Annotated in this window: 15 protein-coding genes; 11 read left to right on the forward strand and 4 right to left on the reverse strand. The window is 54.0% G+C overall.

Annotated elements, in window-relative coordinates:
- Window positions 1-46 precede the first annotated feature (46 nt).
- The 4 genes from relA to eno all read left to right on the forward strand — a co-directional run bounded on the left by relA (window position 47) and on the right by eno (window position 6,376).
- Window positions 47-2,278, forward strand: a complete 2,232-nt coding sequence (relA, locus tag JGF26_RS10900) for a GTP diphosphokinase (RefSeq protein WP_028016881.1) — start codon at window positions 47-49, stop codon at window positions 2,276-2,278.
- 67 nt (window positions 2,279-2,345) lie between these two features.
- A complete protein-coding gene (mazG, locus tag JGF26_RS10905) occupies window positions 2,346-3,137 on the forward strand; it encodes a nucleoside triphosphate pyrophosphohydrolase (protein ID WP_134707877.1) in 792 nt (263 codons plus the stop codon).
- A 223-nt stretch (window positions 3,138-3,360) separates the two neighbouring features.
- Window positions 3,361-4,998, forward strand: coding sequence for a CTP synthase (glutamine hydrolyzing) (pyrG, locus tag JGF26_RS10910; RefSeq protein ID WP_028016879.1), 1,638 nt, complete (start codon window positions 3,361-3,363; stop codon window positions 4,996-4,998).
- 82 nt (window positions 4,999-5,080) lie between these two features.
- Window positions 5,081-6,376: a phosphopyruvate hydratase gene (gene eno / locus JGF26_RS10915; protein ID WP_028016878.1), complete on the forward strand. Its 1,296-nt coding sequence runs from the start codon at window positions 5,081-5,083 to the stop codon at window positions 6,374-6,376.
- 55 nt (window positions 6,377-6,431) lie between these two features.
- Here the strand turns inward: eno and JGF26_RS10920 are convergent, their stop codons facing one another.
- Complete coding sequence (locus JGF26_RS10920; RefSeq protein ID WP_028016877.1) at window positions 6,432-7,541, reverse strand: SDR family oxidoreductase; 1,110 nt, start codon at window positions 7,539-7,541, stop codon at window positions 6,432-6,434.
- 347 nt (window positions 7,542-7,888) lie between these two features.
- The gene (locus JGF26_RS10925; RefSeq protein WP_134707876.1) at window positions 7,889-8,713 is read right to left on the reverse strand and encodes a MurR/RpiR family transcriptional regulator; all 825 of its coding nucleotides are present in this window, start codon (window positions 8,711-8,713) and stop codon (window positions 7,889-7,891) included.
- 165 nt (window positions 8,714-8,878) lie between these two features.
- Between JGF26_RS10925 and JGF26_RS10930 the strand changes: the two genes are divergently transcribed.
- The 3 genes from JGF26_RS10930 to queE are packed head-to-tail and all read left to right on the forward strand — an operon-like array spanning window position 8,879 to window position 11,871.
- Window positions 8,879-10,438 carry a maltose/glucose-specific PTS transporter subunit IIC gene (locus tag JGF26_RS10930; RefSeq protein ID WP_049007371.1) on the forward strand — a complete coding sequence of 520 codons (1,560 nt, stop codon included), beginning with the start codon at window positions 8,879-8,881 and terminating at the stop codon, window positions 10,436-10,438.
- Window positions 10,438-11,145 carry an N-acetylmannosamine-6-phosphate 2-epimerase gene (locus JGF26_RS10935; protein WP_134707875.1) on the forward strand — a complete coding sequence of 236 codons (708 nt, stop codon included), beginning with the start codon at window positions 10,438-10,440 and terminating at the stop codon, window positions 11,143-11,145. The genes JGF26_RS10930 and JGF26_RS10935 overlap by 1 nt, the downstream gene beginning before the upstream one ends.
- A gap of 54 nt (window positions 11,146-11,199) precedes the next feature.
- A complete protein-coding gene (gene queE / locus JGF26_RS10940; protein WP_028016873.1) occupies window positions 11,200-11,871 on the forward strand; it encodes a 7-carboxy-7-deazaguanine synthase QueE in 672 nt (223 codons plus the stop codon).
- A 28-nt stretch (window positions 11,872-11,899) separates the two neighbouring features.
- Here the strand turns inward: queE and queD are convergent, their stop codons facing one another.
- The gene (gene queD / locus JGF26_RS10945; protein WP_010434567.1) at window positions 11,900-12,262 is read right to left on the reverse strand and encodes a 6-carboxytetrahydropterin synthase QueD; all 363 of its coding nucleotides are present in this window, start codon (window positions 12,260-12,262) and stop codon (window positions 11,900-11,902) included.
- 306 nt (window positions 12,263-12,568) lie between these two features.
- Here queD and cysJ point away from each other — a divergent pair, with 306 nt between their 5' ends.
- From cysJ to cysH, 3 genes are read left to right on the forward strand one after another with little or no spacing between them, the layout of a single operon-like run.
- Window positions 12,569-14,374: an NADPH-dependent assimilatory sulfite reductase flavoprotein subunit gene (gene cysJ, locus JGF26_RS10950; protein WP_134707874.1), complete on the forward strand. Its 1,806-nt coding sequence runs from the start codon at window positions 12,569-12,571 to the stop codon at window positions 14,372-14,374.
- Window positions 14,374-16,086, forward strand: a complete 1,713-nt coding sequence (gene cysI, locus JGF26_RS10955; RefSeq protein ID WP_049007375.1) for an assimilatory sulfite reductase (NADPH) hemoprotein subunit — start codon at window positions 14,374-14,376, stop codon at window positions 16,084-16,086. The genes cysJ and cysI overlap by 1 nt, the downstream gene beginning before the upstream one ends.
- Before the next feature lie 15 nt (window positions 16,087-16,101).
- Window positions 16,102-16,836, forward strand: a complete 735-nt coding sequence (gene cysH, locus JGF26_RS10960) for a phosphoadenosine phosphosulfate reductase (protein ID WP_023308999.1) — start codon at window positions 16,102-16,104, stop codon at window positions 16,834-16,836.
- A gap of 56 nt (window positions 16,837-16,892) precedes the next feature.
- On the opposite strand, the gene JGF26_RS10965 is transcribed toward cysH, so the two are convergent.
- A complete protein-coding gene (locus JGF26_RS10965) occupies window positions 16,893-17,936 on the reverse strand; it encodes an aminopeptidase (RefSeq protein WP_049007377.1) in 1,044 nt (347 codons plus the stop codon).
- A 246-nt stretch (window positions 17,937-18,182) separates the two neighbouring features.
- Between JGF26_RS10965 and cysG the strand changes: the two genes are divergently transcribed.
- The gene (cysG, locus tag JGF26_RS10970) at window positions 18,183-19,532 is read left to right on the forward strand and encodes a siroheme synthase CysG (RefSeq protein WP_164881325.1); all 1,350 of its coding nucleotides are present in this window, start codon (window positions 18,183-18,185) and stop codon (window positions 19,530-19,532) included.
- Window positions 19,533-19,537 lie beyond the last annotated feature (5 nt).

A 19,537-nucleotide genomic window follows, 5' to 3' on the forward strand; every position in this document is an offset into this window, starting at 1 on the left:
TTGGCTTGTCGACTTCGACAGGCCCTGGTCCCTAAAGGAGAGGACAATGGTTGCGGTAAGAAGTGCACATCTTAATAAAGCTGGGGAATTTGACCCACAAAAATGGATCGCAAGTCTGGGAATTTCCAGCCAGCAGTCGTGTGAACGCTTAACCGAAACCTGGGCCTATTGTTTGCGCACCACGCAGGGGCATCAGGATGCCGATCTTCTCTTATGGCGCGGCGTGGAGATGGTTGAAATCTTATCCATGCTGAACATGGATATCGAAACGCTGCAGGCCGCGCTTCTGTTCCCGCTTGCCGATGCGGACGTCGTCACTGAAGACGTACTGCGCGAAAGCGTTGGAAAATCGGTCGTGGCGCTGATCCACGGCGTACGCGATATGGCTGCCATCCGCCAGCTTAAGGCTGCGCACACTGACTCTGTCTCTTCAGAACAGGTCGATAACGTTCGCCGCATGCTGCTGGCCATGGTGGATGATTTCCGCTGTGTGGTCATCAAACTTGCCGAGCGTATTGCCCATCTGCGTGAAGTGAAGGATGCACCGGAAGACGAGCGCGTGCTGGCAGCCAAAGAGTGTACAAACATCTATGCGCCGCTCGCAAACCGTTTAGGGATTGGTCAACTGAAATGGGAACTGGAAGATTACTGCTTCCGCTACCTGCACCCGGCGGAATATAAACGCATTGCCAAACTGCTGCATGAGCGCCGTATCGACCGCGAGCATTATATCGAGGAGTTTGTCAGCGGTTTGCGTCAGTCAATGAAAGAAGAGAATGTGCGTGCCGAAGTCTACGGTCGACCAAAGCACATCTACAGTATCTGGCGCAAAATGCAGAAGAAACATCTCGCTTTTGACGAGCTGTTTGACGTGCGCGCGGTACGTATCGTGGCGGAGCGTCTGCAGGACTGCTATGCCGCGCTGGGGATAGTGCACACTCACTTCCGACACCTGCCGGATGAGTTCGATGACTATGTCGCGAACCCGAAACCTAACGGCTACCAGTCTATTCATACCGTTGTGCTCGGCCCTGGCGGCAAAACGGTCGAAATTCAGATCCGCACCAAACAGATGCACGAAGACGCCGAACTGGGCGTTGCCGCGCACTGGAAATATAAAGAAGGCACCTCCGGTGGGGCGCGTTCCGGCCATGAAGATCGCATCGCCTGGCTGCGTAAGCTGATTGCGTGGCAGGAAGAGATGGCCGACTCCGGCGAGATGCTTGACGAGGTGCGCAGCCAGGTCTTTGACGACCGGGTGTATGTCTTTACCCCGAAAGGGGATGTCGTTGATCTGCCTGCGGGCTCTACACCGCTCGATTTTGCCTACCATATCCACAGTGATGTGGGGCACCGCTGTATCGGGGCGAAAATCGGCGGGCGCATTGTACCGTTCACCTACCAGCTGCAGATGGGCGACCAGATTGAAATTATCACCCAGAAGCAGCCAAACCCGAGCCGGGACTGGCTGAATCCAAACCTGGGTTACGTGACGACCAGCCGTGGGCGCTCCAAAATTCACGCCTGGTTCCGTAAACAGGATCGTGACAAGAACATCCTTGCGGGTCGTCAGATCCTTGATGATGAGCTGGAGCATATTGGCATCAGCCTGAAAGAGGCGGAGAAGTTCCTGCTGCCGCGCTACAACTTTAACGAGCTTGATGAGCTGTTAGCGGCCATTGGCGGCGGCGATATCCGTCTGAATCAGATGGTGAACTTCCTGCAGGCGCAGTTCAATAAGCCGAGTGCGGCAGAGCAGGATGCAGCCGCGCTGAAGCAGTTGCAGCAGAAAACCTATGCCCCGCAGCAGCGCAGCAAAGACAATGGTCGCGTGGTGGTGGAAGGCGTAGGCAATCTTATGCACCACATTGCGCGCTGCTGCCAGCCTATCCCGGGCGACGATATCGTCGGCTTTATCACCCAGGGGCGCGGGATTTCGATTCACCGCTCCGACTGCGACCAGCTTGCCGAGCTACAATCGCATGCGCCTGAGCGCATCGTGGAAGCGGTCTGGGGCGAGAGCTATTCCGCGGGTTACTCGCTGGTGGTGCGCGTTACTGCCAACGATCGCAGCGGCCTGCTGCGCGACATTACCACCATTCTCGCCAACGAGAAGGTCAACGTGCTGGGCGTCGCCAGCCGCAGCGATACCCGCGAGCAGCTTGCCACCATCGATATGACCATCGAAATCTATAACCTGCAGGTGCTGGGCCGCGTGCTGGGCAAACTGAACCAGGTGCCGGATGTGATTGACGCGCGTCGTCTGCACGGCGGTTAAACACACTCTTCTGTAAGCCGGGTAAGGCTTTGCCGCCACCCGGCTTGTTTTTTTAATGGAAAACACTATGACTCAAATCGACCGCCTGCTCGGCATCATGAAACGTCTTCGGGACCCGGAAAACGGCTGTCCGTGGGACAAAGAGCAGACTTTCGCCACCATCGCCCCGTACACACTTGAAGAGACCTATGAGGTGCTGGACGCCATCTCTCGTGAAGATTTTGACGACCTGCGCGGCGAGTTGGGCGATCTGCTGTTCCAGGTGGTGTTCTATGCACAAATGGCGCAGGAAGAAGGGCGCTTTAACTTTGACGACATCTGTGCCGCCATCAGCGACAAGCTTGAGCGCCGCCACCCCCATATTTTTGGTGATGCCACTGCAGGGAACAGCGCGGAAGTGCTGGTCCGCTGGGAACAAATCAAAAGCGCCGAGCGTGCAGAGAAATCTCAGCACTCCGCGCTGGACGATATTCCTCTGAGTCTGCCGGCGCTGATGCGTGCCCATAAAATTCAGAAACGCTGCTCTGCAGTCGGGTTTGACTGGACGTCCCTCGGCCCGGTACTGGACAAAGTGCATGAAGAGATAGACGAAGTGATGCACGAAGCGCAGCAGGCAGTGGTGGATGAAGCAAAGCTGGAAGAGGAGATGGGCGATCTGCTGTTTGCGACTGTCAACCTTTCACGCCACCTGGGCGTAAAAGCGGAAACCGCGCTGCAAAAAGCCAACATTAAGTTCGAGCGTCGTTTTCGCGAAGTCGAACGAATTGTGGCCTCGCGCGGCCTGGAAATGACCGGGGTAGACCTCTATGTGATGGAAGAAGTCTGGCAGGAAGTAAAACGCCAGGAATCTGATCTCTAACGGATTTTTGCGATCAAGCGCAATTTGTGTGATTTTTTAAATGACAAGCGCTTGATTTGCGTCAAAAACATTTACCCAAAACGGGCTATTTTCTCACTCCTTATGTTTGTCATGGCCTGGAATGGAGACGGAGAATGAAAGTTTGTGGCGCTCGCCGTGTTCGGGTATACTACTTTCCCGTCCTGGTTATTCCATCGTTTCACCCTAACTTCTCAGGTTCAGCATGACAACGAACTATATTTTTGTGACCGGCGGGGTCGTATCCTCTCTGGGTAAAGGCATTGCCGCAGCCTCCCTCGCAGCCATTCTTGAAGCCCGTGGCCTCAATGTGACCATGATGAAACTGGATCCGTACATCAACGTCGATCCGGGCACCATGAGCCCAACCCAACACGGGGAAGTGTTCGTTACTGAAGACGGCGCTGAAACCGATCTGGATCTTGGCCACTACGAGCGTTTCATCCGCACCAAAATGACCCGTCGTAACAACTTCACGACTGGCCGCATCTATTCCGACGTTCTGCGTAAAGAGCGCCGTGGTGACTACCTGGGCGCGACCGTGCAGGTTATCCCACACATCACGAACGCAATTAAAGAACGTGTTCTTGCCGGTGGCGAAGGGCATGACGTGGTGCTGGTTGAAATCGGCGGTACTGTAGGGGATATCGAATCCTTGCCATTCCTGGAAGCGATTCGTCAGCTGGCGGTGGATATTGGTCGTGAACACGCGCTGTTCATGCACCTGACGCTGGTGCCTTACATGGCAGCCGCAGGTGAAGTGAAAACCAAACCGACTCAGCACTCGGTGAAAGAGCTGCTCTCCATTGGTATTCAGCCTGACATCCTGGTTTGCCGTTCCGATCGTGCTATCCCGGCGAACGAACGTGCGAAAATTGCATTGTTCTGTAACGTGCCTGAAAAAGCCGTTATTTCAATGAAAGATGTCGATTCCATTTATAAAATCCCGGGCCTGTTGAAATCACAGGGCCTGGACGATTATATTTGTAAACGATTCAGCTTGAACTGCCCGGAAGCAAATCTGTCCGAATGGGAACAGGTTATTTACGAAGAAGCGAATCCGGCTGGTGAAGTGACTATCGGTATGGTCGGCAAGTATATCGAACTGCCGGATGCCTATAAGTCAGTGATCGAAGCGCTGAAACACGGTGGTCTGAAGAACCGTGTCTCCGTGAATATCAAGCTGATTGATTCGCAGGATGTTGAAACGCGTGGCGTTGAAATCCTGAAAGATCTGGATGCAATTCTCATCCCTGGCGGCTTCGGCTACCGTGGTGTAGAAGGCAAGATCGCCACCGCGCGCTATGCGCGTGAGAACAATATTCCATACCTCGGCATCTGTCTGGGTATGCAGGTTGCGCTGATCGAATTTGCGCGCAACGTAGCGGGAATGGAAAACGCGAACTCTACGGAATTTGTGCCAGACTGTAAGTACCCTGTAGTGGCGCTTATCACTGAATGGCGTGACGAAGACGGTAACGTCGAAGTCCGTACCGAGAAGAGCGATCTGGGTGGCACCATGCGTCTTGGCGCACAGGCCTGCCAGCTGTCCGACGATAGCGTGGTTCGCAAGCTGTATGGCGAGTCAACCATCACTGAACGCCATCGTCACCGCTATGAAGTCAACAATATGTTGTTGAAACAAATTGAAGCCGCGGGTCTGCGTGTTGCGGGCCGCTCCGGGGATGATCAGTTAGTCGAGATCATTGAAGTGCCAAACCATCCGTGGTTTGTCGCCTGCCAGTTCCACCCGGAATTTACTTCAACGCCACGTGACGGGCATCCGCTGTTTGCAGGCTTCGTGAAGGCCGCCAGTGACTACCAGAAGCGTCAGGCGAAGTAAAAAAAGTTAGAACGGCAACGCGTACCCCTGGTACGCGTTGTTTGTCTGGAGTTTTAGTTTAACTTGTACTGAGGAAAATCTAATGTCCAAAATCGTTAAAGTCATCGGTCGTGAAATCATCGACTCCCGTGGTAACCCGACCGTTGAAGCCGAAGTTCATCTGGAAGGTGGTTTCGTCGGTATGGCAGCAGCTCCATCAGGTGCTTCTACTGGTTCCCGCGAAGCGCTGGAACTGCGCGATGGCGACAAATCCCGTTTCATGGGCAAAGGCGTACTGAAAGCGGTTGGCGCTGTAAACGGTCCTATTGCTCAGGCAATCCTTGGCAAAGACGCCAAAGACCAGGCTGGCATCGACAAGATCATGATCGATCTGGACGGTACTGAAAACAAATCTAACTTCGGTGCGAACGCAATCCTGGCTGTTTCCCTGGCGAACGCCAAAGCAGCAGCTGCAGCGAAAGGTATGCCACTGTTCGAACACATTGCTGAACTGAACGGCACCCCAGGCAAATACTCCATGCCAGTACCAATGATGAACATCATCAACGGTGGTGAGCACGCGGACAACAACGTTGATATTCAGGAATTCATGATTCAGCCAGTTGGCGCGAAATCCCTGAAAGAAGCGGTACGCATGGGTTCTGAAGTGTTCCACAACCTGGCTAAAGTTCTGAAAGCTAAAGGTATGAACACTGCTGTTGGTGACGAAGGTGGTTATGCGCCAAACCTGGGTTCTAACGCAGAAGCACTGGCAGTAATCGCAGAAGCAGTTAAAGCTGCTGGCTACGAGCTGGGCAAAGACATCACCCTGGCGATGGACTGTGCAGCATCTGAATTCTACAAAGACGGTAAATACGTTCTGGCTGGCGAAGGCAACAAAGCGTTCACCTCTGAAGAGTTCACTCACTTCCTGGAAGACCTGACCAAACAGTACCCAATCGTTTCTATCGAAGACGGTCTGGACGAATCTGACTGGGCTGGTTTCGCATACCAGACCAAAGTACTGGGCGACAAAATCCAGCTGGTTGGTGACGATCTGTTCGTAACCAACACCAAGATCCTGAAAGAAGGCATCGAGAAAGGCATCGTTAACTCCATCCTGATCAAATTCAACCAGATCGGTTCTCTGACCGAAACTCTGGCTGCGATCAAAATGGCGAAAGACGCTGGCTACACCGCTGTTATCTCTCACCGTTCTGGCGAAACTGAAGACGCTACCATCGCTGACCTGGCTGTTGGTACCGCTGCAGGCCAGATCAAAACCGGTTCTATGAGCCGTTCTGACCGTGTTGCTAAATACAACCAGCTGATTCGTATCGAAGAAGCTCTGGGCGAAAAAGCACCATACAACGGTCGTAAAGAGATCAAAGGCCAGTAATAGCCTTTAAGCCTTAGAATGAAAATGCCAGTCGAATGACTGGCATTTTTTTTGGCTATTTAAAATCGACTGCCATCTGTTCGGGGATTGTTAGCCCCTGAGTCGTCTGTACGCAGCGGGCGATATAATCCGTAAAGCGGGGTGGCTTCGGCATCCCCATGCTCAACAGCTTATCGTTGCTGAAGCGCACGTTAAGCGTGGCAAACGCACCGTATAAACGCATTGCTTTTAGCATCAGACGTTCGTTGCATGGACCAAAAATATTTTTCAATTCGCGGCGCATTCTAACCAGCGTTTCGTAGCTGACCTGAGCATACCGATCGCCAACAGGGGCTTTCTCCAGCGCCTGCGCCATGGCCTGATCGATATCCGCAAAGCGAACGCTATTCTCTTCCCCAGCAGAAATATGTACCACTTCCCCAGGACGAGCGTTGCTGGTGAGCAGCATTAACAACGCATCGGCGCAATAATCCACCGGAACAACGTCGATTCTGTCTTCCATTGAGCACATAAACTTCTGCAGCATCAGGCCCATGCTAAAGACCCAGAAAATGCTGCTCGACGGCGTGCAGCCGTGACGAGTATGGCCGACGACGATGGACGGGCGAGCGATGAGCAACGGCAGGTTCGGGCACTCCTGGCGCATCAGCTGTTCGATAGTTGACTTCGAAAACGTGTATTCCACCAGGTGTTCAGCATTTTCTCTGAATTCAGCGCTTTCAGCGACCAGGGAATCCTGTTCCGGCGTGCATGACATTGCCGTGCCTACGTGCAGGAAACGCTGTAAGGCCGTCACCCGTTCCATGCGACGCGCCAGCGCCAGCGTGCCCTCGACATTGACCTTCCAGATCAGCGGATTATTACCAAAAGACGCAACAGCTGCACAGTTAACGACGTGCGTGACCTGGTCCAGGCGAGGATCGTCCAGAAATGCTTCCGGCTGGCTGAGGTCACCAATGAGGATATTATCTACGCTCAGAGAAGCCAGTTTATTCTCAGGCACATTGAATTTGCGCATGTTCTCTTGCACACGCTCCAGCCCACCCTGCGGATCGCTGGCACGCGCGAGCAAAAGGAGTTTTACGGGTTTATCATTGGTCAGTATTTTTTCGAGTACTGCACCGCCCAGAAATCCTGTTACGCCTGTAATCAATAACATCTTCATTAATACCGTCTCATTATGGTTGATGAGGCGGATTGTAGGCGCACAAAAGTAAACGGCATTTAAATAATAAAACGCCGAAAATGAAGGCTTCTTAAGCTTATTTTAAGAAAAGGAAATCAGGTGGATGTATTTGACATTGTGGAAAGGTAAAAAATTCAAATTATAAAAAAGAATATTTTAAATTAATGATTTTAAAGATCTTTTATAAGCTCAATCTTACTATTAATAGTTATTCAAAATGTAATAAGCAAAATACTTTGTTACACCATTCATTTGTCCGGTAAATGATTTAAGTGAAACTGAATACCAAAAACCGCAGGCTGTTTTATTTAGCCTGCGAACTATTTTTAGAGTAACAGAGGGAGCGTAGCGCTGGCCGTTTGCTGGCTAACGTCGCCATAATGGCCATCCAGCGCAATCATAGAGGTGGTCAGCAGTTCGACCAGCAGCATAACCCCAACCTTAGCATTGAGTGCACCTGCGCTGAGGGGGCCCTCTGGTTTGGCGGCAACCAGCTGAATATCGCTAAGGGAAGCCAGCGGGCTACGGGGGGTATTGCTGAGGGCTAACACCTTGACGCCGCGCTTGCGTGCAAGTTTCACCACGTGGAGTAGATCCCGCGTTGAACCCGAACTGGAGATGGCCACGACCAGGGTCTCCTTCGAAAGGGTCGTCGCATTCATGGCTGCGCGGTGCATATCACTAAACAGCTGTGCGGGTTTGCCCAGCCGCAACAGTTTGTAATGCAGATACTCCCCGAGGATCGCACTGGCCGCAACGCCATAAATCTGTACGGATTGCGCCTGGTGCAGCGCCAGCGCCGCTTCTTCAAGCAATGCCCGGTCGAGGAGTCTGGCAGTATCCTGCAAAGCCTGTACCGACTCTTCGACAACGTTATCTATTTCATCTCCGGTCTGTCGCGCGGGCTGGCCCTGCTGAATATCCAGAGCAAGCGCCATTTTAAATTCGTTATATCCCTTGCAGCCCAGCGTGCGGCAAAGACGCGTGACGCTGGCCTCGCTGGTGCGACTTTCGCGCGCCAGTTCAGTGATCGTCAGGTAGAGCACCCGGGTAGGATCGTTGAGGACAAACTCGCCAAGTTTTTGTTGCGTTGGGCTGTACCCGGAAGCCTCCTGGCGTAGCTTCAGCAGCAGGTTTTCATGGTCTGACATGCTAGATCCTTAATGCGTTTCTCTGCGACTAGTGTGGCGGAAAGCGAGGCAAAGATGCCAGTCATTTCGAAAAAGTATGATCATCCTCCTGGTTTTTGATGGTAATTTTCACTTGTTCATATTTTTGTGGTAAAAATTTTCATCATTAAACGAGAGGATGAAAAAATGATGCAAATGTTCAGTGGGGCTTCTTCTGGGGGATGGTTTGAAAAAGCGCAGCGCTTTGGCAAATCCTTTATGTTACCTATCGCCGTATTGCCGGCAGCGGGTCTGCTGCTGGGGATTGGTGGCGCGTTATCGAATCCAAATACCCTCGCGGCATATCCGTTTTTGGATGTGAGCTGGCTTCAGGCCATCTTCACTATCATGAGCAGTGCGGGTTCAATTGTGTTTGCGAACCTCTCGGTGCTGTTTGCGGTTGGGGTCGCTGTCGGGCTGGCAAAAAGCGATAAGGGCACGGCAGGGCTGGCGGCGTTACTCGCTTTTCTGGTGATGAATGCCACTATTAACGCGCTGCTGATCCTCACCGGAAAACTGGCGCATGATAATCCTGGCGCTGTGGGGCAGGGCATGACGCTGGGGATCCAGACCCTGGAAACCGGTGTGTTTGGTGGCGTGGTGATCGGTCTCGTGACCTGCGCTCTCCATCACCGGTTTAATAAAATTGCGCTTCCGCAATTTCTGGGCTTCTTTGGCGGTTCACGTTTTGTTCCCATTATCAGCTCGCTGGCAGCAATACTCGTCGGGGCCGTCATGACCGTCGTCTGGCCGCATTTCCAGAAACTGATCTTTGGTCTGGGTGGGCTGGTGGATGCGACGGGTTATCTGGGCACAATGCTCTATGGATTTATTTTGCGTATGCTCGGCCCATTCGGTTTACATCACATCTTCTATCTTCCTTTCTGGACTACCGCTCTCGGCGGGAGTGAGATCGTCAACGGTCACCTGGTCGAAGGCACACAGCGGATCTTCTTCGCGCAACTGGCCGATCCTACGACCCATCAGTTTTACGAAGGGACGTCGCGCTTTATGTCCGGGCGCTTCATTACAATGATGTTTGGCCTGCTCGGTGCATGTCTCGCGATGTACCACACGGCAAAACCCGAGAATAAAAAACGCGTCGCCGGGCTGCTGCTCTCTGCGGCATTAACCTCGTTCCTGACCGGGATTACCGAGCCTATCGAGTTCTCCTTCCTGTTTATTGCGCCGGTGCTTTACGTCATTCATGCGCTGTTTGACGGGCTGGCGTTCATGCTCGCACACATGCTGCATATCACCATCGGGCAAACCTTCTCCGGCGGTTTTATCGACTTCGTGCTGTTCGGTATTTTGCAGGGCGAGGCTAAAACCCACTGGATGTTCGTTCCGCTGGTCGGCGTACCGTGGTTCTTCCTTTACTACTTCACCTTCCGCTACCTGATTAACCGCTTTGATTTTGCCACGCCGGGGCGTGAAAAAGAGGCGATGGCAGATGAGGTCAGTCTGCCGCAAAGCGAGCGCGCTGCAGCGGTAATCGCCGGGCTGGGTGGAAAAGACAATCTGGACGAGGTGGACTGCTGCGCCACGCGCCTTCGGGTCACGGTGAAAGACGGCAGCAAAGTGAATGAAGCAGCATTGAAAGCCACCGGCGCGCGCGGCGTCATTGTGCGCGGTAACGGTGTTCAGGTCATTTATGGCCCGCACGTCACGATTATTAAAAACGAAGTTGAAGAGATCTTATCGTAATGAAAACTGTACTGGATAACCTGAAAGGAAAACTGGTCGTCTCTTGTCAGGCGCTGGAGAATGAACCTCTGCATAGCCCGTTTATTATGTCGCGGATGGCGCTGGCTGCGCTTCAGGGGGGGGCGGCTGCCATTCGCGCCAACAGCGTGGTGGATATTGCGGCCATTAAACAGGAGGTTTCTTTACCCGTTATCGGCATCATCAAGCGGGATTATCCTGGTAGCGAGGTGTTCATCACTGCGACGATGAAAGAAGTGGATGAGCTGATGAGCGTCTCTCCGGAAATCATTGCCCTTGATGCGACTGCGCGTGAGCGCCCTTGCGGTGAATCACTGGCAACACTAGTCAGCCACATCCGTAAACGTTACCCCAGGATAGTGCTGATGGCGGATATATCCAGCGTAGAAGAAGCCGAAACCGCGCAGGAACTGGGCTTTGATTGTGTTGGAACCACGCTTTACGGCTATACGGCGGAAACTGCGGGTCATGCTTTACCTGATAATGACTGCGCATTCCTGAAGGATGTGCTGGCTGCCGTCACGGTTCCGGTGGTTGCCGAAGGCAACGTCGATACCCCTGAGCGCGCGGCCAGATGCCTGGCACTGGGAGCGCATATGGTGGTCGTGGGTGGGGCAATCACCCGTCCACAGCAGATCACTGAACGGTTTATGGCAGCGATTGGCGCGCAAAGCACCGATCGAGCATGACCATCTGGCGGGGATCTGCGATAATTATCGTTTATCCCCTTTACTGAGATGACTATGCAGTACCCGATTAACGAGATGTTCCAGACCCTGCAAGGCGAGGGTTACTTTACCGGCGTTCCCGCTATTTTCATTCGTTTACAGGGATGCCCGGTTGGCTGTGCCTGGTGTGATACCAAACATACGTGGGATAAGCTCGCAGATCGGGAAGTGTCGCTGTTTAGCATTCTGGCGAAAACCAAAGAGAGCGATAAGTGGGGCGCGGGCAGTTCAGAAGATCTGCTGGCCATTATTGGTCGTCAGGGCTGGACGGCGCGCCATGTGGTGATCACCGGGGGTGAACCCTGCATCCACGATCTGACGCCGCTAACCGAGCTGCTCGAAAAGAACGGTTACAGCTGCCAGATTGAAACCAGCGGTACCCATGAAGTGCGTTGTTCCCACACCACGTGGGTGACGGTATCACCCAAAGTGAATATGCGCGGCGGATACGATGTCCTGTCTCAGGCGCTGGAACGTGCAGATGAGATAAAACACCCGGTAGGTCGCGTGCGTGATATTGAAGCACTGGATGAACTGCTGGCAACCCTCTCGGATGAAAAGCAGCGGGTCATTGCCCTGCAGCCTATCAGCCAGAAAGAGGATGCGACGCGCCTGTGCATTGAAACCTGTATCGCGCGTAACTGGCGTCTGTCGATGCAGACGCACAAGTACCTGAATATAGCCTGAAAAAAAGCCCGGTTTAACCGGGCTTTTTTTACTCGCCGCGATAGACGCAGCCGGCGGTGCAGGTCTCTTTAATCATCACTGCGCTCAGCAGCGGTACCAGCGGTTTCATCTGATCCCAGATCCATTTTGCCAGCACTTCGCTGGTCGGGTTTTCAAGGCCCGGAATATCATTCAGGTAATAGTGATCCAGACGATCGTAAGTTGGCTTAAATGCCGCTTTCAGCTCGGCAAAATCCATAATCCAACCGGTATGCGGATCGACTTCACCGGTGATCTCAAGACGCACCATAAACGAGTGCCCGTGCAGACGGCCACATTTATGTCCTTCAGGAACATGAGGAAGGTGGTGGGCGGCTTCGAAGGTGAAATCTTTAAACAGTGTGGTGGACATGATCGCTCTCAGTAATGCGGAAAAAACCGCCGCATAGTACCGGAAAGCACAATTTTTAGCATTAACTAAAACGGCTCTGAAGCCTGGACCGCAGGAAGTGGCCATTTTTTGTTATCTTTGTTGTGATATTTCAATCAGTTAATTAATCTGTTTTATCGTTAAGCATGATAACTAAAACAGGTTAGTCCATTTGGTTATTTATTATTTCCATCCCTTCTTTAATTGTTAGTATCCTCACCGTTAACCTTATCTTCAGTTTGGATTTATTCGCTTAAAGTCCGCTTGGCTACTGGAACATAACGACGCATGACGACACAGGCCCCACCTTCAAATTTGCTTCCCCTGAACCCGGAGCAGCTGGCGCGCCTTCAGGCTGCCACCTCTGATTTTTCGTCCACTCAGCTTGCCTGGGTCTCCGGTTATTTCTGGGGAATGCTCAATCAGCAACCGGGCGCTGTGGCTGCCGCTCCGGCAAAAGCCGTAGAAATACCGGCCATTACGTTGATTTCCGCCTCGCAGACGGGCAATGCCCGCCGTGTGGCTGAAGCGCTGCGTGACGACCTGCTGGCTGCCAGACTGAACGTGAATCTGGTCAACGCCGGGGATTATAAATTTAAACAGATCGCGTCAGAAAAACTGCTGGTGGTTGTCGCCTCAACGCAGGGGGAAGGTGAGCCTGCTGAAGAAGCGGTGGCGTTGCATAAGTTCCTGTTCTCGAAAAAAGCGCCAAAACTGGACGGCACGGCTTTTGCGGTGTTTGGCCTGGGCGATACCTCTTATGAATTCTTCTGCCAGTCTGGTAAAGATTTCGACAGCAAACTGGCTGAACTGGGCGCAGAGCGTTTGCTGGATCGCGTTGACGCCGACGTGGAATACCAGACCGCCGCTGCTGAATGGCGTGCCCGCATCGTTGAGGTGCTGAAAGCGCGCGTCCCGAAAGAGACGCAGGCACAGGCCGCGTTTACCGCGACGGGTGCCGTCAACGACATCCATACCAGCCCTTACACTAAAGAGGCTCCGCTGGCCGCGAGCCTGTCGGTTAACAAGAAAATTACCGGCCGTGATTCTGAAAAAGACGTGCGCCATATCGAAATTGATCTCGGTGACTCTGGCCTGCGTTACCAGCCGGGCGATGCGCTGGGGATCTGGTATCAGAACGATCCTGCTCTGGTAAAAGAGCTGGTCGAACTGCTTTGGCTGAAAGGGGATGAGCCTGTCACTGTGGAAGGCAAAACGCAGCCGCTCTCTGAAGCGCTGCAGTGGCATTTCGAACTGACGGTGAATACCCCGAATATTGTAGAAAATTACGCTACCTTAACCCGCAGCGAATCGCTGCTGCCATTCGTGGGTGATAAGGCGAAGCTGCAGCATTACGCGGCGTCAACGCCAATTGTCGATATGGTGCGTTTCTCTCCGGCTCAGCTGGATGCCGATGCGCTGATCGGCCTGCTGCGTCCGCTGACCCCGCGTCTGTACTCCATCGCCTCTTCGCAGGCCGAAGTGGAGAGTGAAGTGCATGTTACCGTCGGCGTGGTGCGCTACGACATCGAAGGCCGCGCCCGCGCGGGTGGGGCATCAAGTTTCCTGGCGGATCGCGTGGAAGAAGAGGGCGAAGTGCGCGTCTTTATCGAGCACAACGACAACTTCCGCCTGCCTGCGAACCCGGAAACCCCGGTCATCATGATTGGCCCAGGCACCGGCATTGCGCCGTTCCGCGCCTTCATGCAGCAGCGCGCGGCAGATGAAGCGCCGGGTAAAAACTGGCTCTTCTTCGGCAACCCGCACTTTACGGAAGATTTCCTCTACCAGGTTGAGTGGCAGCGCTATGTTAAAGAGGGTGTACTGACCCGCATCGATCTGGCCTGGTCCCGCGACCAGAAAGAAAAAGTATACGTACAAGACAAACTGCGCGAACAGGGCGCAGAGCTGTGGCGCTGGATCAATGACGGTGCCCACATTTATGTCTGCGGCGACGCCAATCGCATGGCGAAAGACGTTGAGCAGGCTTTGCTGGAAGTGATTGCCGAATTCGGCGGTATGGATGCCGAAACGGCAGATGAATATTTAAGTGAGCTGCGCGTTGAGCGCCGTTATCAGCGAGATGTCTACTAATGAGCGAAAAACATCCAGGGCCACTGGTGGTCGAAGGTAAACTGACAGACGCCGAGCGCATGAAGCTGGAAAGCAACTACCTGCGCGGCACCATTGCTGAAGATCTGAATGACGGTCTCACCGGCGGTTTCAAAGGCGACAACTTCCTGCTGATCCGTTTCCACGGTATGTACCAGCAGGACGATCGCGATATCCGCGCCGAGCGTGCTGAACAGAAGCTGGAGCCGCGTCACGCGATGCTGCTGCGCTGCCGCCTGCCGGGTGGGGTGATCACCACCAAACAGTGGCAGGCGATCGACAAGTTTGCCGGTGAAAACACGATTTATGGCAGCATCCGCCTGACTAACCGTCAGACCTTTCAGTTCCACGGTATTCTGAAGAAGAACGTGAAGCCGGTACACCAGATGCTGCACTCGGTTGGGCTGGACGCGCTGGCGACCGCCAACGACATGAACCGTAACGTGCTCTGCACCTCGAACCCGTATGAGTCCGAGCTGCACGCCGAAGCCTATGAGTGGGCGAAGAAGATCTCTGAGCATCTGCTGCCGCGCACGCGCGCTTATGCGGAGATCTGGCTCGATCAGGAAAAAGTTGCCACCACCGACGAAGAACCGATCCTTGGCCAGACCTATCTGCCGCGAAAGTTCAAAACCACGGTAGTGATCCCGCCGCAGAATGATATCGATCTGCACGCCAACGACATGAACTTCGTAGCGATTGCTGAAAACGGCAAGCTGGTGGGCTTTAACCTGCTGGTGGGCGGCGGCCTGTCCATCGAACACGGCAACAAGAAAACTTACGCCCGTACCGCCAGCGAGTTCGGCTTCCTGCCGCTTGAGCATACGCTGGCCGTGGCGGAAGCGGTGGTAACCACTCAGCGCGACTGGGGTAACCGTACCGACCGTAAAAACGCGAAAACCAAATACACCCTGGAGCGCGTGGGCGTTGAGACGTTTAAAGAAGAAGTAGAACGTCGCGCGGGCATTAAATTTGAGCCGATCCGCCCTTACGAATTCACCGGTCGCGGCGATCGCATTGGCTGGGTAAAAGGCATCGACAATAAATGGCACCTGACGCTGTTTATCGAAAACGGCCGTATTCTGGATTATCCGGGGCGTCCGCTGAAAACCGGTTTGCTGGAAATTGCGAAGGTCCACAAGGGTGAGTTCCGCATTACCGCCAACCAGAACCTGATCATTGCTGGTGTGCCTGAAAACCAGAAGGCGAAGATCGAGAAACTGGCGCGCGATCATGGGTTGATGAATGCGGTGAAACCGCAGCGCGAAAACTCGATGGCCTGCGTGTCATTCCCGACCTGTCCGCTGGCAATGGCCGAAGCGGAGCGTTTCCTGCCGTCATTCACTGACAAAGTAGAAGCGATTCTGGAAAAACACGGTATTCCGGACGAGCATATTGTTATGCGTATTACCGGCTGCCCGAACGGCTGCGGCCGCGCTATGCTGGCAGAGATGGGACTGGTCGGTAAAGCGCCAGGCCGTTACAACCTGCATCTGGGCGGCAACCGCATCGGTACGCGTATCCCACGGATGTACCGTGAAAACATTACTGAATCGGAGATCCTCGATTCGGTCGACGAACTGGTTGGGCGCTGGGCGAAAGAGCGTGAAGCGGGTGAAGGCTTCGGCGACTTTACGGTGCGTGCGGGCATCATTCGCCCGGTGCTCGACCCGGCCCGGGATTTCTGGGAGTAACAACGCGAGGTGATTATGTCCGTACTCGATCTAAACGCCCTGAACGATCTGCCAAAAGTCGAACGCATTCTGGCGCTCGCAGAAACCAACGCCCACCTGGAAAAGCTGGACGCCGAAGGGCGTGTAGCATGGGCGCTGGAAAACCTGCCGGGTGACTATGTGCTTTCGTCGAGCTTTGGTATTCAGGCGGCGGTCAGTTTGCATCTGGTGAATCAAATTCGTCCGGACATTCCGGTGATCCTCACCGATACCGGCTACCTGTTCCCGGAAACCTACCAGTTTATTGACGAGCTGACGGACAAGCTCAAGCTGAACCTGAAAGTTTACCGCGCGACGGAAAGCGCGGCCTGGCAGGAGGCGCGCTACGGTAAACTCTGGGAGCAGGGCGTTGAGGGCATTGAGAAATACAATGAGATCAACAAAGTTGAGCCGATGAACCGGGCGCTGAAAGAGCTTAATGCACAGACCTGGTTTGCAGGACTACGCCGCGAGCAGTCCGGCAGTCGCGCCACGCTACCCGTGCTGGCGGTTCAGCGTGGGGTGTTCAAAGTGCTGCCGATCATCGACTGGGATAACCGGACGGTGTATCAGTACCTGCAAAAGCACGGGTTGAAATACCATCCGCTGTGGGATCAGGGCTACCTGTCGGTGGGGGATACCCACACCACGCGTAAATGGGAACCGGGAATGGCAGAAGAAGAGACGCGATTCTTTGGCCTCAAGCGCGAGTGCGGACTGCACGAAGGGTGATCCCATTTCCTCCCTCTCCCTGTGGGAGAGGGTCGGGGTGAGGGCATCAGGCCGCACTAAGCCTTATTAGCTTTCGCCAGCTCCTTCACCAGCGGCAGCATCACCTTCACTACATCACGACTGCGGTGTTCAATCCGCTGCGGCAGTGCGCTATCAATGTGTTGCTGATTATCCAGCATCACGTTATGCCAGCTAATCCCGTCCGGGAAGGCTTTCGATTTAGCCCGCTGCTGATAGCCATCTTTCTTCCCCAGTGCCCAGTTAGTTGCTTCCACATACAGCACCGGAATACCCGCTTTATCGAACACCTCACCATCGTTACAGCAGCCTGTTCCTCGCGGATAATCAGGATTGCCGCCTGGGTTACTGGTGGCATAGACCCCATGGCTGCGGGCAATCGCCAATGCCCGGTCGCGCGTCAATTTTCGCACGGTACCCGGCGTACTTTGTCCGCTGTTGAAATAGAGCTTATCGCCGACGATCAGGTTATCGAGGTTGATCACCAGCAGGGTATTTTTCTTCTCTTTGGCACTCATGCGCTTCAGGAGATTCTCAGCGCCGAGTTTGCCTTCTTCTTCACCACTGGTGGCAACGAAACGAATCCCGTATTTAGTCGGTATATCCTTCATTCGTTCTGCCAGTTCGAGCATCACGCCCAGACCTGCGGCGTTATCATCCATACCCTGCAGCGTCAGACCACCGAGATTGTTATCGGTATCGGTGTCGCTCATTGGGGCGTAGGTATCGAGGTGCGCCATAATAATGATCTGCTCATCCGCGCTACCTTCGTGAGCCGCAATAACAGTACTACCGGTCACGTTATGCCAGTTTTTGGTTTTATTGCGTGAGGTATAGATATAGCGGCTGTGAAACGTGCGGATATCGCTCTGGTAACCCATGTCGGCAAACTGCTGACGAATATAGTCTGCGGAGAGCATTTCCGCGGGGGAACCGGTCATGCGGCCAGGAAATACGGTGGCAATATGTCGCGCCTGCGTATTCGCGATTTCACCGTACGGTTGATTTTTTGCCTGAGCCGGAAGGATGAAGCAAACGCCGAGCGCCAGGGCAGCAATACGGTGGCGCGTTGCGGAAAACATAGTGAGTCCTTAAAAAACAGAGCAAAATTTTAACCCGCCTAGTATGAAACTGTGATCGTCCATACACAATTTGAATTGCTCTTAAATGCCCGAAATTTCGCGTGTTAAGCACTTTTTGATATTTGCTTTTTCATGGCGTTATTCCATTGAGTAACTACTCATTCCAATTCGTAATTTCATTCGGTCTAAGCCGCCCCCTATAGTCCCTTTATTCCTCGTTGTTAGTGAGTTGCTGCTGTGGACTATCTGCCCTTATTTGCTGCGATTAAAGATAAGCCGGTGCTGGTTGTTGGCACAGGTGAGATTGCCGATCGCAAAATCGTATTTCTGCAGCGCGCAGGGGCGCAGGTGCGGGTCGTTGCAGGGGCGGATTTCGATGAATCACAAATCGACAGCGTGGTGCTGGTGATTGCGGCGACGGAAGACCGCGAGCTGAACCGACGGATCTCAGATGCTGCTCAGGCGCGTTACCGTCTGGTGAACGTGGTGGACGATCAGCCTTTATGCTCCTTTATCTTCCCGTCGATTGTTGATCGCTCCCCGCTGCTGGTCGCTATCTCCTCCGGTGGTACCGCACCGGTCCTGGCGCGCGTATTGCGGGAAAAAATCGAAGCGCTGTTGCCAACCAGTCTCGGACGTATGGCAGAGAAAGCGAGCTACTGGCGCAATCATCTGAAAACCCGACTGACCAGCGTGACGGAACGTCGTCGCTTCTGGGAACGCGTTTTTCGCGGCCGCTTTGCCAGCCTGATGCATGCAGGCAATGAGACAGCGGCGCAGAAAATTCTTGAAGACGAACTGGATAACCCCGGCAGCACCGGCGGGGAGATCATTCTGGTAGGCGCAGGGCCGGGCGATGCAGGGCTCCTGACGCTGCGCGGCCTGCAGGTGCTGCAGGACGCGGACGTGGTGTTCTACGATCACCTGGTTACTGACGGCATACGCGAACTGATTCGCCGCGATGCCGAGCAAATCTGCGTCGGCAAACGGGCTGGAGAGCACTCGGTGCCGCAGCACGACACCAATCAGATGCTGGTTGCGGCCGCCAAAGCGGGCAAAACCGTGGTTCGCCTGAAAGGGGGCGATCCTTTCATTTTCGGTCGTGGCGGCGAAGAATTGCAGGCAGCAGCCGAAGCGGGGGTACCGTTCCAGGTGGTTCCCGGCATCACGGCGGCTTCTGCGGTAACGGCTTATGCCGGTATTCCGCTGACCCACCGCGATTACGCCCAGAGCGTGACCTTTGTGACCGGCCACTACAAGGCCGACAGCACGCCGTTCGACTGGTCCCACCTCGCCCAGAGCCGTCAGACGCTGGCGATTTACATGGGCACGATGAAGGCGGCGGACATCAGCGAACAACTTATTCAGCACGGTCGCGAGGCGAAGACACCTGTTGCCGTTATTTCTCGCGGTACGCGCGTCGATCAGCACGTTGCTATCGGCACCCTTGACGATCTTGCAACCCTGGCGAAAGACGCCCCTATGCCCGCCCTGATCGTGGTAGGGGAAGTGGTGCAGCTGCACAGCACGCTCGCCTGGTTTCAGCACACAACCGACACAGAAGGCTTTGGTTCTTCTGTTATAAATTTGGCTTAAGGAAC

It is taken from the genome of Enterobacter sp. E1 (genome assembly GCF_016809815.1).
Lineage (GTDB): Bacteria > Pseudomonadota > Gammaproteobacteria > Enterobacterales > Enterobacteriaceae > Enterobacter > Enterobacter adelaidei.